We start from the raw sequence: 13,260 nt of genomic DNA on the forward strand, positions 1-13,260 counted from the left end.
TTTTTCAAAAAACTGCATTTTTCCTGTTTTCGGCCATATTTTACCCCATATTTGGCGATAATGACTGCCCGGGCCATGTCTGCCGGGCGCAACCTGGCCTCGCCACATAGGAACTGCACCCAGAGACCGGAAACGACAATCTGCGCCCTGGTGACCACGGCGAACCTAAAAAAAAGAGCCGTATCCACTACAGATACGACTCTCTAAAAAGAAATTTAGATAATTCGATTACTTAATCAGGTCAACCGAACGCTTGAGGAAGTCATTCAGACGCTGTCCCTTCAGCATGCCGTTCTGGAGCAATGCCAAGTCGATGAGCTGATGTACCACCTCATTGCCAGCAGCGTATTCGCTCAGAATCTGGGTCTTCTTGGCGCGCTGGTCGTTGATGGCCTTCTGCGTATTGGCCTTGTCGTCCTTCTCCTCCTGACTGATTTCCTCGTCTTTCTTGCCACTCTGGCTCTGATTGATGGCAGCCAGACGAGCTTCCTGACCACGCAATTCGGCCTCAACCGGCTTCAGAGCATCTGCGGTAGCCTTGTCGGTCTCGTCAAGTACACGCTTGATGAGCGGATGGTCGCTGTTGAGTACTACCATATACGAATCAGGCATCTGCATATAGAAACTCATGCCAGGCTGATACTTGCTGGTCTCCTTCATACGACGCATATATTCATTCTGGGTGACGAGTACAGGCTGTCCATTCTCGCCCATAGGCTGGACCTCGACCATGAACTCGGCCTTGTCTATCTTGGGCATCTGGGTCTTGAAGACCTCTGACAGCTTGGCGCTCTCATCCTCGCCCAGCTCGTTCTTCTTCTCGTCGTCCTTGGTGATAAGACGGTCGGCGATGTCGGCATCGACACGTGTGAAGCGGCTCTTCTCAAACTTCTGCTCCAACATGGAGATGGCAGGAGTATCGAGTTCACCGTCCATCAGCAGCACGCTGTAACCCTTGGCCTTGGCAGCCTCGATATATGAATACTGCTCGGTGGCGTCGTTGGCGTAGAGATATACCAGATTGCCATCCTTGTCGGTCTGGTTGTCCTTGATGAGGGTCTTGTACTCCTCGAAGGTGAAGTACTTGCCGTCGGTGTCCTTCATCAAGGCAAAGTCCTTGGCGCGGTCATAGAAATCTTCCTGCGACAGCATGCCGTAGTTGATGAAGAGCTTCAAGTCGTCCCATTTCTCCTCAAAAGCCTTGCGGTCGGCCTTGAAGAGCGACTGCAGACGGTCTGCCACCTTCTTGGTGATGTAGGTAGAGATCTTCTTCACGTTGGCATCACTCTGTAGATAGCTTCGGCTTACGTTGAGGGGGATGTCGGGAGAGTCAATCACACCATGCAGGAGAGTGAGGAAGTCGGGCACGATGCCTTCGACCTGATCGGTCACAAACACCTGGTTGCAGTAGAGCTGTATCTTGTTGCGCTGGAGTTCTATATTGCTCTTGATACGTGGGAAATAGAGAATACCCGTAAGATGGAAGGGGTAATCTACATTCAGATGAATCCAGAAGAGGGGCTCATCGTGCATGGGATAGAGCGTGCGATAGAACTTCTTGTAGTCCTCGTCCTTCAACTGGCTTGGGGTAGCGGTCCAGAGAGGCTCCACGTCGTTGATGATATTGTCCTCGGCAGTCTCCACCTGCTTGCCGTCCTTCCACTCGGTCTTCTTGCCAAAGGCTACGGGCACAGCCAGGAACTTGCAGTACTTGTTGAGCAGCGACTCGATGCGGGCCTTCTCCAGGAATTCCTTGCAGTCGTCGTCGATGTAGAGGATGATGTCAGTACCACGGTCTTCCTTCTCTGTTTCTTCCAGTGTATATGAAGGGCTGCCGTCGCAAGACCATTTCACGGCCTTGGCGTCATCCTTGTAGCTGCGGGTAACAATCTCTACCTTCTTGCTTACCATGAAAGCAGAGTAGAAACCCAAACCGAAATGACCGATGATGGCATTGGCCTTGTCCTTGTACTTCTCCATGAAGTCGTTGACGCCAGAGAAGGCTATCTGATTGATATAACGGTCAACCTCGTCGGCAGTCATACCGATACCGCGGTCGCTGATTGTGAGCGTACCCTTGTCCTTATCCAGGTTTACATGCACGGTGAGGTCACCCATCTCGCCCTTGAAATCACCCTGGGCAGCCAGGGTCTTCAGCTTCTGGGTAGCGTCTACCGCATTGGAAACCATTTCACGAAGGAAGATCTCGTGATCAGAATAGAGGAACTTCTTGATGACAGGGAATATGTTCTCTGTCGTTACTCCGATATTACCTTTTTGCATAGTTATATGTATTTTATAAAGTTTCGTTCACTTTAATCATTTGCAAAAAACGTGCCACAGCCATCTGGATGCTCCATAAAATCATATTGCCATGTTGCGCTTGCTCCTTATATATATAATAAGGTATAGGGATGCAGGAAAAGTGATGACTGCTGATTGCCCTACCCTACCAGCTACGAGTGATATGACTCAAAACACGCGCAACAATCGCCTTGATACCCACAAACCCAGCAATCATAAAGCCCAAATAGACAAAAATACGATGAAAACCATCACTTTTCCACTAATTTTCTTTCGTTTTCCAAAAAGATGTAGTACCTTTGCACCCGCTGTCACGTGATGGCAGCAATAAAATTCAAACCTAATCATAATTTTACATTAAAAATGGCAACAAAGATCAGATTACAGCGCGGCGGTCGTAAAGGCTATGCTTTCTACAGCATCATTATCGCTGACGCAAGAGCACCACGTGATGGTAGATTTACTGAGAAGATTGGTACTTACAATCCTAACACCAATCCTGCAACTGTAGATTTGAATTTCGAGCGTGCACTCTACTGGGTAGAGGTTGGCGCACAGCCCACCGATACAGCTCGCAACATCCTCAAGGGCGAGGGCGTTTACCTGATGAAGCACCTCAAAGGTGGCGTAAAGAAGGGCGCATTCGACGAAGCTGCTATGCAGCAGAAGTTTGAGGCCTGGAAGCAGGGCAAAGACCAGAAGACCACTACTACTCGTGAGAACGTAGCAAAGGGTAAGAAGGAAGCTGCTGCCAAGGAGCTCGAGCAGGAGAAGAAGATTAACGAGGCTATCGCCAAGAAAGTAGCTGACAAGAAGGCTGCTGAGGCTGCTGCCAAGGCTGAGGCCGAGGCTGCTGCTCAGGCTGAAGCTACCGAAGAGGCTCCCGCTGAGGCTTAATTCTTCACCGGAAAAGAAATTGATATAGGCTGATTTCCGCAAGGAAGTCAGCCTATTATCGTTTGTATGCATCATAATGACGCTACCCCATCCTATCTCCATGATGATAATGACAGCTTTGCCGAGTTCCCGTACCATCGTGATGGATTGCCGAGTTGTGGCAGCCAACAAATGAAAATTGCTTCTATACAATGACAAGGCATCACCGTATAGAAGCAATATATGGGGACGAGTCTATCCCGTAGAGTTATTACATCACGCCGTCTTCACGGAGCTTGAGCTGCCAGTTCCATGCACTGCGCATGACTTCATCAAGAGGAGTATCGGCCTTCCAACCCAGCACCTTATTGGCGTGGGTACAGTCGCCCCAAATCTTCTCGATATCGCCTTCACGACGAGGACCATACTTCCAGTTGAGCTTCACGCCGGTGGCACGCTCAAAAGCCTCGACAATCTCGAGGGTAGAATTGCCCTTACCTGTACCGATATTGAAATACTCGATAGGCTCGGTTTCCTTGTCAAGCACGCGCGCCATAGCAGCCACATGAGCCTTGGCCAGATCCACTACATAGATATAGTCGCGGATACAGGTACCGTCGGGAGTGTTATAGTCGTTGCCGAAGATGGTGAGCTGCTCGCGTACACCGATAGCGGTCTGAGTGACAAAGGGGATGAGGTTGTTGGGCACACCATTGGGCAGCTCGCCGATGAGAGCCGATGGGTGGGCACCGATAGGATTGAAGTAGCGCAGCACGATGCTCTTGATAGGAGCACCACTTTTGATATCGTCAAGGATAATCTGCTCGTTCACCTCCTTGGTATTGCCATAAGGCGAGGTAGCCTTCTGGTGAGGAGCCTGCTCGGTAACAGGCAGATTCTCAGGCTTGGGCTGACCGTATACGGTGCATGAAGAAGAGAAGATGATGCCCTTGACATTATACTTAGGCATGAGTTCCAGCAGGTTGACCAGCGAGATGATATTGTTGTGATAATAGAGCAAAGGTTTCTGCACACTCTCACCCACAGCCTTGGAAGCGGCGAAATGGATGATACCCTCGATGTCAGGGTATTTCTCAAACACCTTCTCTGTAGCCTCCTTGTCACGGAGGTCAACCTTCTCAAAGGCAGGACGGATGCCTGTGATTTTCTCAATACCGTCGAGCACTTTCTCATTGGAGTTAGACAGATTGTCTACTACAACTACCTTGTAGCCTGCCTGCTGCAGTTCAACTGTGGTATGAGAGCCTATAAAGCCAGTACCACCTGTTACCAGAATTGTCTGTTTCATATTGTTTGATGTTATGATAAATAATCGTTATTCTACCGTTTATTCGAGCCCCAATGCGGCCTTCAGACCGCTATCCACGCCGCTGAAGCCCATAAATGCGAGACTCAGCAGGCCGGCTGCCACGAGCACGATGGCCATACCACGCATGCCCTTGGGTATCTGCACCAGAGCCATCTGCTCTCTCATTCCGGCAAAGATGGTGAGCGCCAGGGCAAAGCCCAATGCGGTAGAGAAAGCATAGGCGATGCTCTCCGCCAGCGTATAGTCTTTCTGAATGACGAGGATGGCCACACCCAGCACCGCACAGTTGGTCGTGATGAGTGGCAAGAAGATGCCCAATGCCTGATAGAGGGCGGGCGAAACCTTACGCAGGATGATTTCAACCATCTGCACCAGTGCCGCGATGACCAGAATGAAGGCCAGCGTCTGCAGATACTGCAACCCGAGCGGCACAAGCAGTCCATACTGGATAAGATAGGTCACGATGGTGGCCAGCGTGAGCACAAAAGCCACTGCCATACCCATGCCCAGAGCGGTGTCTATCTTCTTGGAGACACCCAGAAACGGACAGATGCCCAAGAACTGGGAGAGTATGATGTTGTTGACGAATATCGCCGAGATGAATATCAGGATATATTCCATAGTCTATGCCTTTTTGAAATGGTTGAACACTGCGACAAGATAACCCAAGGTGATGAATGCACCCGGAGGAAGCACAAAGAGCAGGATATTGGTAGTCTCGGGCAAGAGGGCACACCCGAAGAGCGACCCTGCGCCCAGAATTTCACGCACGGCACCGAGCAGAGTCAGTGCCAGGGCAAAGCCCAGACCGATACCCACACCGTCGGCGATGCTCGCCAGCGGAGTGTTCTTGCAGGCGAAGGCTTCAGCACGGCCCAATATCACACAGTTGACCACTATCAGCGGGATATAGATGCCCAGACTCTTGTTGACATCGGGCAGATAAGCCTCGATAAACATCTGGAGAATGGTGACGAAGGTAGCGATGACCACTACGAAGACAGGTATGCGCACCTTGTCGGGGGTGATGTTCTTGATGCAGGAGATGACAAAGTTGGTACATATCAGCACTGCCATCGTGGCCAGACCCATCATCAGTCCGTTGGTGGCACTTGTGGTGGTAGCCAGTGTGGGACACATGCCCAAGAGCAATACGAATGTGGCATTCTCCTTGATGATGCCGTTTTTGATTATATTGAGTAGATTCATCGTTGTCTATCCTTTCTTTATTTCGGTTGCGCCGGTGTGGGCGTCGGCAGACTGCTGCATATAGGCGGCATACGCCTGGTTTACGGCTTTCAGGAAGGCTCTCGAGGTGATGGTCGAGGCGGTGATGGCGTCTACCTCACCTCCGTCCTTGCTCACGGCGAGTGGCTTCACGGCCTTCTTGCCGATGATGTTTCCCTTGCCGTCTTTCTGAAACCACGTGGCAGCCTTGGCGCCAAGTCCTGGCGTCTCAGCGTGCTGCAATATGGTATAACCGGTGATGGTGCCATCATCGGCAAAGCCCACCAGCACACGCAAGTCACCGCCAAATCCCATCGTCTGGCTCTCCACGGCAGCACCGCCGCCAGCCACACGATGCACTATCAGTTCCGCCGGTTTGCCGTTGACCGTCATACATACGGTGTCTGTCTTGCTCACCGTCACGTCGCTGCTTCCCATCACGGTGCGTATGCCCTCAGCCAGAGCCAGAGTCTTCTGCGCAGCCTTCGGACCCTCTGTGATGTGGTTGACCACTGCCAGCAGGCATCCTGTCACCAGTGCCACTCCCACCAGCACCACTATCATGTTGGTGAGTGTCGATTCCATCTTCTTCATCGGCTTACCTCCCCAAATCGTTTAGGTTTGACATAGAAGTTGATGAGGGGCGTAAAGGCATTCATGATGAGTATGGCAAACGACATACCCTCGGGATAGCTGCCCCAGTTGCGTATCACCACGGTGAGCACACCTATGCCCACGGCATAGATGACCTGCCCGCGATGGGTCATGGGCGAGGTGACATAGTCGGTAGCCATAAAGATGGCACCCAGCATCAGTCCGCCACTTAGCACCACTGCCATAGGATGGGCGTAGACCGGATTGGCCACATGCAACGCCCCGCTCAGCACGAAGACGGTGGCCAGAATGGTAATGGGGATATGCCAGGTAATGACGCGGCGCCAGAGCATCCATATCAGTCCGGCTATCAGCGCCAGGGCACACACCTCGCCTATGGTGCCTGCTCCATAGCCATTGGCCACATTGCCCAGCAACATGTCGACCGTGTCGGGCAAGCCCTGCAACACGCTTACGTCGCCAGTCTTGATGGCGGTCTTCATCAGGCTCAGCGGAGTGGCTCCAGTCACTGCATCGGTGTACGCCATCTGCTGTCCTGCCACTGGCCATGACGTCATAGCAGCCGGAAAGCTGACCAGGAGAAAACAGCGACCCACGATGGCTGGATTGAAGGGGTTGCAACCCAGTCCGCCAAAGGTCATCTTGCCGATGCCGATGGCTACCAGTGCGCCCACGATAATCATCCAGATGGGGAAGTTGCTGGGCAGGTTCATGCCCAGCAGCAGACCCGTGATGCAGGCCGACCCGTCGAGCAGCGTGGTGGGGCGGCGCAGCATATAGCGTGTTATCGCCCACTCAAAGAAGACACAGGCCGCCACGCTTACCGAACAGACTACCACCGAGCCCAGCCCGAAGTAATAGAACGACACCAGCAGGGCCGGCACCAGCGCTAACAGCACATTATACATATTGCGCTCTACGCTGTCGCCGCCGTGGGCGTGGGGCGAAAGGGATATTATCAATTTACTCATTATCTTATTTCTTCTGATTACGTGATTTGATATTGGCCATCACCCTACCCTTGCCGATTACGATGTTGTCGAGGATAGGCCGGTGTGACGGACAGGTAAACTGGCAGCTGCCGCAGGCTATGCACGATACTATCTGCTCCTGCTCGGCACGGTCGTACATATCGTTGGCAGAGAGCGTAGCGAGCAGATAGGGCTCGAGACCCATAGGGCATACCTCGACACACTTGCCGCAACGGATGCAGGGCTGCACCTTGCCGCGATGGGCGTCGCTGCCACTGAGCACGGTCACGGCATTGGTACCCTTGCATACGGGCACATCGAGCGAGGCTACAGCCTTACCCATCATGGGTCCGCCGGCCAGCACCTTGTTGTCGCCCTCGGGCAGACCGCCGCAGAGGTCCACCAGTTGGGCAAAGGGGGTGCCCATGCGCACCAGATAGTTGGCCGACTTGCCCATAGCCAGACCCGACACCGTGGTATAGCGTTCGAAGAGAGGCTTGTGCTTCATCACTGCCTGATAGACGGCATAAGCCGTGGCCACGTTCTGCACGATGGCACCCACACTGACGGGGATGGCAGGCGGCGCCGGAACCTGTCGGTCGATGACGGCATCGACCAGCTGTTTCTCGCCACCCTGCGGGTACTTCATCTTCAGCGGCACAATCTTTATATCCTGCCTGTTGGCAGTCTTCTCTTGCAAGAGACGGATGGCGTCGGGCTTGTTTTCCTCGATACCGATATAGCCACGCTCTACGTGGGCAGCGCGCATCAGCAGGTCGAGACCCACCAGTATCTCGTCGGCATGCTCCAGCATGAGCCGATAGTCCGACGTGATGTAGGGTTCACACTCCACGCCGTTGAGTATCACGCACTCTGCCTTGGCAGTAGGCGGCGGACAGAGCTTGACATGACAGGGGAAGCCGGCACCACCCATACCCGTAATACCGCCCCACTTCACGCGGGCCACGATCTCTTCGGCTGTGAGTTCAGGGTGTTTGTCCAGGGTTTCGAGCGCCGCGCTGCGGTCTATCGTTTCTTCCCACTCGTCGCCCTCTACCTTGATGATGATGGCGGGGTGGCGGTAGCCCGTGGCGTCGACGACGCTGTCTATGCGGGTCACCGTACCCGATACCGATGAATAGATGGGCGCCGACACAAATCCGCCGGCTTCGGCGATGAGCGTACCCACCTTCACCTTGTCGCCCTTGGCTACCACAGCCTTGGCGGGTGCGCCGATATGCTGTGAGAGGGGGAATATGGCCTCTGTGGGCAGCGGCGCCTGGACGGTGGCCACGTCGGCAGTGATTTTGTGCTCAGCCGGGTGCACGCCACCTATCTTGAATGTATGCAGTTTCATGCTTCTGCCTCCTTCTTCTTTATGGGGAAATTGACTTTGACGATGGCACCGGTAGGACACTCAGCCACACACTTGGTACACATACGGCATTTGTTGTAGTCGATATACGACAGATTGTTCTCTACAGTGATGGCGCCAAAGGGACAGACCTTCTCGCACTTGCCACAGCCGATGCAGGCAGCCTGACACGACTTGCGGGCTATGGGTCCGCGGTCTTGGTTGACACAGCCCACATAGACGCGACGCCCCTTGGGGCCCTTCTTGCGCAGTTCGATGACGTGGCGAGGACAGGCCTTGGCACAACTGCCACAGCCGGTACACATCTGCTCATCGACTTCGGGCAGTCCGGTAGCTGGATTGATGACGATGCCACCAAACTGGCAGGCATCGGCACAGTCGCCACAGCCCAGACAGCCATAGCCACAACCGCTCTCGCCTGCTCCGGCAGCATTGACAGCCGCACAGGTGTGCAGACCTTCATAGACAGCCACCTTGCCACGCTTGTCGCAACTGCCGTTGCAGCGCACCACCGCCACCATAGGTTCGGCAGCCTGGGCAGCTATGCCCAACACATCGGCAATCTTGCCCATAGCCTCGTCGCCACCTACAGGACAACGCAGTCCGTCCAGACTTCCCTTGTCGGCGCCTTTGACCAGCGCTTCTGCCAAGGCTGCACATCCGGCAAAGCCACAACCGCCACAGTTGGCACCGGGCAGACACTCCTGCACGTCCTTGACGCGAGGGTCTTCCTTGACGGCAAACCTGCGCGACACGATGTACAGCACCACTGCTGCCAGCAAAGCCACCCCGCCGAGGGTCAGCACCGCCACTACAATATAGTTCATTTCATTCATAGTCTCTCAATAATGCTTATTTGGATACGTCTGCCCACAAGATTACGGCAGAGGTATAGTAATATATAATAAGGTATAAGAACCAGCAGACTGTACAGCGCCGCCGCCATTTCGCTGGTTCCGGCCATGGCTCTACAGACGCCAAATACCGCCATCATCAAGAGCAGCGGCATTGCAAATCCCAATGCCAGAGCCACCTTGACCGATGACGAAGAGGTGACAACTCTCACCCTGTCGCCCACACTGCAGGCTACGCATCTATCTACAGGTACGCTGATGAGCGTCTCCCTGCACTCCGAGGCGTTGCAGTGACCCGACAGACCGCATCCGGCACAAGCCGACGACCGTACTACCCGTACGCTGACGCTTGTCGGGGTTATCTGTTCTACGATGCCTTCCTTACTGACGGCATTGACAGACTTAGGGGATGAACTTGCTGATGTTGTCAAACCAATCCTAAACACAAAGGCAATAGACTCATTGCCCATATATTAATAATGTGTGCAAAATTAACTATTTTTTCTGACTTAGCCACACACTTTGGCCATTAAATGAGCGTTAAACTTTGATTAAACGATGACCTTCCCACGCCTGTTCATTCCATTTTTGCATACAATGATAAAAAACTTAGGTTTTTTCTTTGTGTTTTATCCCACATCCATTATCTTTGCATATAGATAAACACCATGGAGCCGGCCTGCCGGTACCCTGGAAAACTAATAATACAAAGCCTACGGCATGAAAGCGACAGAACAAACGGTGCAACAGATAGAGCGCGCCATCCGAAAAACAGCACAGAAGTTTCCCACTGACAGCGAGAACTCGGTGATTACAGACATACACATCAAGGTATCGCCTGAGAGCGGCGAGATGGTCTCGTTCGACGACGATGACATGGAGCTCAACCGCTGCGTGGTAGAACAGTGGATAGACTGCAACGACGACGATTTCTACACCCATGTCACCACCCTGCTCACCAACACGCTGAAGCGCATGAGCGACACCATCGACCAGATGGGTATCATGAAGCCTTTCAGTTTTGTACTGGAAGACGACGACCGCAACACCGTAGCCGACCTGTATCTCGCCGACGACGATACCGTTATCATTGGCGATGACCTGATGAAGGACCTCGACTCAGACCTCGACTCCTTCTTCGACAATCTGATGAAGGAATAGACCGGAGCATTATCCACCCTCAAGATACCAGCCCCCACAGTGCCAGTCATGGCGTTGTGGGGGCTGTCGGTTGCAGACCGCCCATTGGCGACCGAAGGGAAAACCGCCTTGATGCGGTTTATCTGCGTTGCAGGGCGCGAAATGGCAAATGCGGGGCGCGAAACGAGTATGGCAAAGCACGATTTCAGCATTTCAGGGTTTGAAACCATCGCCAACGCGGTCGCCGCAGAGAATTGCCGGCACAGTGTACACTTTATGCCGTGTGCCAGGGCGACGGGGAGAGACTGACGGCGAGTCTGGCTGACTGCTAAAGACCAAGCGCTGACTGCGGAAGACCAAACGCTGACTGCGGAAGACCATGCGCTGTACAGCTCCAACGTGCAGCCCAATGCGGCAGCCACGACATCGGGCACAAAGATTTTGGCGTTTTGTTGTCCGTTCTCATAAATTATTTATAATTTCGCCTTTCAATTGACAATAGCACATAGAGATGAAGAAAACCATAAGATATATAGGTGGCATCGTGACGGCGGCAGCACTTGCAGCGGCAGCGGCATGGTGGCTGAGCCTGCCCGCCCCCGAAGACCAGCACCGCTGCATGGCGATGATAGAGCAGCAACGCTGCGCACAGCTGTCTGTAGGCACGCTGTCTATGCCACTCATCAGCAACATCGACGACCGCGACACCACGCGACCCTACCGCAACTTCGACACATGGACTCCTGCCTATACCGATACCATCTACACCCCGGCGGTGTGGGTAAACCGTTGGGCGCTGCTCCCCTCCTGTCACGGCAGTCTTGCCACTCCCATTGCCCGCCCCATCTATGGCGGCGACAGCACAGCCACAGCCCTTCACCTGCGCCGCGAGCTGGCGCTCTACGAAGATATGCTCCACTACTATCGGGGCGACGAAGAGAGCGGCTATACCCTGAAGAGAAACATCGACGAGCAGCGCCGCGAGACAGCCAATCTGAAATACTATCTGCGGGTACACGGCGTGCAGGACGAAGGCTATCACGACATTACACGCTATTACCGCCGCCAGGACCGACAACTGCAAAGGCTGCTGTCGCTGCAGCGCGACACTAAGCGCCAGACGGCCATCATCACTCAGCGCATATCCATCCTCCGCAAAGCACTCGCCAACCTCTCAGGTGCCAAGTTTACCACCCAAGCCCGATACGAAGCCATTGTACAAGAGGGAAAACAACGGCAGCGCTACCCGCTGCACGCTGTGGCAGAGCGCAGCAGGCAAGGCTATCTGCTGCTGCAACGTACAGACAGCATAACCCCCGACAGCGCAAGGGCCGTGAGCATGGTGGCATGGCCGAGGATGCTGGACGAAGAGGCACTGGTCACCACCTATCGCGACCTTTACGCCCGCCACGTCATACGCGACAACAGGCTCAACATCAGCCGCAGACTGGGTATCACCCCCATCGGTCCCCTACCTGCCGGCTATACCGGCTACTGGCTCAGCCGCCAGGACAATGGCTCGGTCACTGCCGGATATAGGGTCAAGGGTCGCCGCCAGGGCGAGGGCCTCATCTTCTGCCCCGACAGTGTGGAGCTATGGGGACGCTTCAATGCCGACACCCTCTGCTACGGCATCAGCCGCCACCGCACCGACTGGTACAGAGGCGACATGGACCGCCGTGGGCGCCCCCACGGTCACGGCACTCTCTGCTATGACGGCTGTCGCACATACTGCGGCAGCTGGAAAGCCGGACACAGAGAAGGTTTCGGCTATCAGACGGGGCTCAACACGGCACTGCAAGCAGGTGAATGGGAATCCGGAAACTATCGCGGCGAGCGCCTCACCTATACCTCTGACCGCATCTATGGCATAGACATCTCGCGATTTCAACACGAGAAAGGCAAGAAGAAATTCGGCATCGACTGGCAGCGGCTGCGCATCAGCCATCTCGGCACGTCGAGCCGCAAGCGCATCAACGGGCATGTGGACTACCCCATCTCCTTCATGTACATCAAAGCCACTGAGGGCATCTCCATACGCAACCGCTACTACGCAGCCGACTATCGCCAGGCACGAAGCCACAATATACACGTGGGCAGTTACCACTTCTTCTCGACCACCACTCCGGGAGCAGCACAGGCACGCCACTTTCTGCGCCACGCCCGTCTGTCAAAGGGCGACCTGCCTCCGGTGCTCGACATAGAACCCTCGACGGCACAAATCAAACGCATGGGCGGCCCTGAAGCCCTCTGGCGCGAGGTGAGAGCATGGCTCAGGGTGGTAAGACAGCGCTCGGGCGTGGCACCAGTGCTCTACATCAGCCAGATGTTTGTCAACACCTATCTGCCCTACGCCCCCGACGTGCGCAGCAACCATCCGGTGTGGATAGCACGCTATGGCGAATACAAGCCCGATGTGCGCCTGGCCTACTGGCAGCTGTGTGCCGACGGCCGCGTCAATGGTATCAGGGGCGAGGTAGACATCAATGTGTTCAACGGCTATAAAGACGAGTTCAGACTCTTTCTGGAGCAAAACTGCATACGCTGAAAAAAAATCGGCATCGGTGC

General features: G+C 54.3%; 12 protein-coding genes. 3 read left to right on the top strand and 9 right to left on the bottom strand.

The genetic code is table 11. The features are described from left to right. Positions 1 to 228: 228 nt before the first annotated feature. Positions 229 to 2,283: a molecular chaperone HtpG gene (gene htpG, locus CIK94_RS00800; RefSeq protein WP_094420728.1), complete on the bottom strand. Its 2,055-nt coding sequence runs from the start codon at positions 2,281 to 2,283 to the stop codon at positions 229 to 231. A 384-nt stretch (positions 2,284 to 2,667) separates the two neighbouring features. Here htpG and CIK94_RS00805 point away from each other — a divergent pair, with 384 nt between their 5' ends. Beyond that, entirely contained in the window at positions 2,668 to 3,201 is a 534-nt protein-coding gene (locus CIK94_RS00805) for a 30S ribosomal protein S16 (protein ID WP_022310745.1), read from the top strand. 250 nt (positions 3,202 to 3,451) lie between these two features. Here the strand turns inward: CIK94_RS00805 and galE are convergent, their stop codons facing one another. From galE to CIK94_RS00845, 8 genes are read right to left on the bottom strand one after another with little or no spacing between them, the layout of a single operon-like run. Beyond that, positions 3,452 to 4,489 carry a UDP-glucose 4-epimerase GalE gene (galE, locus tag CIK94_RS00810; protein WP_094420730.1) on the bottom strand — a complete coding sequence of 346 codons (1,038 nt, stop codon included), beginning with the start codon at positions 4,487 to 4,489 and terminating at the stop codon, positions 3,452 to 3,454. Positions 4,490 to 4,528: 39 nt separating this feature from the next. Further along, complete coding sequence (gene rsxA, locus CIK94_RS00815; protein WP_094420733.1) at positions 4,529 to 5,131, bottom strand: electron transport complex subunit RsxA; 603 nt, start codon at positions 5,129 to 5,131, stop codon at positions 4,529 to 4,531. Positions 5,132 to 5,134: 3 nt separating this feature from the next. After that, positions 5,135 to 5,719, bottom strand: coding sequence for an electron transport complex subunit RsxE (gene rsxE / locus CIK94_RS00820; protein WP_022310748.1), 585 nt, complete (start codon positions 5,717 to 5,719; stop codon positions 5,135 to 5,137). A 6-nt stretch (positions 5,720 to 5,725) separates the two neighbouring features. Further along, the gene (locus CIK94_RS00825) at positions 5,726 to 6,331 is read right to left on the bottom strand and encodes an RnfABCDGE type electron transport complex subunit G (protein ID WP_094420735.1); all 606 of its coding nucleotides are present in this window, start codon (positions 6,329 to 6,331) and stop codon (positions 5,726 to 5,728) included. Continuing rightward, complete coding sequence (locus CIK94_RS00830) at positions 6,328 to 7,323, bottom strand: RnfABCDGE type electron transport complex subunit D (protein WP_022310750.1); 996 nt, start codon at positions 7,321 to 7,323, stop codon at positions 6,328 to 6,330. The genes CIK94_RS00825 and CIK94_RS00830 overlap by 4 nt, the downstream gene beginning before the upstream one ends. A gap of 4 nt (positions 7,324 to 7,327) precedes the next feature. Next, complete coding sequence (gene rsxC, locus CIK94_RS00835; RefSeq protein ID WP_094385982.1) at positions 7,328 to 8,680, bottom strand: electron transport complex subunit RsxC; 1,353 nt, start codon at positions 8,678 to 8,680, stop codon at positions 7,328 to 7,330. Further along, positions 8,677 to 9,525, bottom strand: coding sequence for an RnfABCDGE type electron transport complex subunit B (locus CIK94_RS00840; RefSeq protein ID WP_094420772.1), 849 nt, complete (start codon positions 9,523 to 9,525; stop codon positions 8,677 to 8,679). The genes rsxC and CIK94_RS00840 overlap by 4 nt, the downstream gene beginning before the upstream one ends. 5 nt (positions 9,526 to 9,530) lie before the next feature. Further along, positions 9,531 to 9,983, bottom strand: coding sequence for a SoxR reducing system RseC family protein (locus CIK94_RS00845; protein ID WP_158216487.1), 453 nt, complete (start codon positions 9,981 to 9,983; stop codon positions 9,531 to 9,533). A 289-nt stretch (positions 9,984 to 10,272) separates the two neighbouring features. Between CIK94_RS00845 and CIK94_RS00850 the strand changes: the two genes are divergently transcribed. Next, complete coding sequence (locus CIK94_RS00850) at positions 10,273 to 10,713, top strand: hypothetical protein (RefSeq protein ID WP_022310755.1); 441 nt, start codon at positions 10,273 to 10,275, stop codon at positions 10,711 to 10,713. A 490-nt stretch (positions 10,714 to 11,203) separates the two neighbouring features. Continuing rightward, complete coding sequence (locus CIK94_RS14695) at positions 11,204 to 13,240, top strand: GH25 family lysozyme (RefSeq protein WP_254046111.1); 2,037 nt, start codon at positions 11,204 to 11,206, stop codon at positions 13,238 to 13,240. Positions 13,241 to 13,260 lie beyond the last annotated feature (20 nt).

The sequence above is a fragment of the Prevotella sp. P4-51 genome (assembly GCF_002251455.1).
Lineage (GTDB): Bacteria > Bacteroidota > Bacteroidia > Bacteroidales > Bacteroidaceae > Prevotella.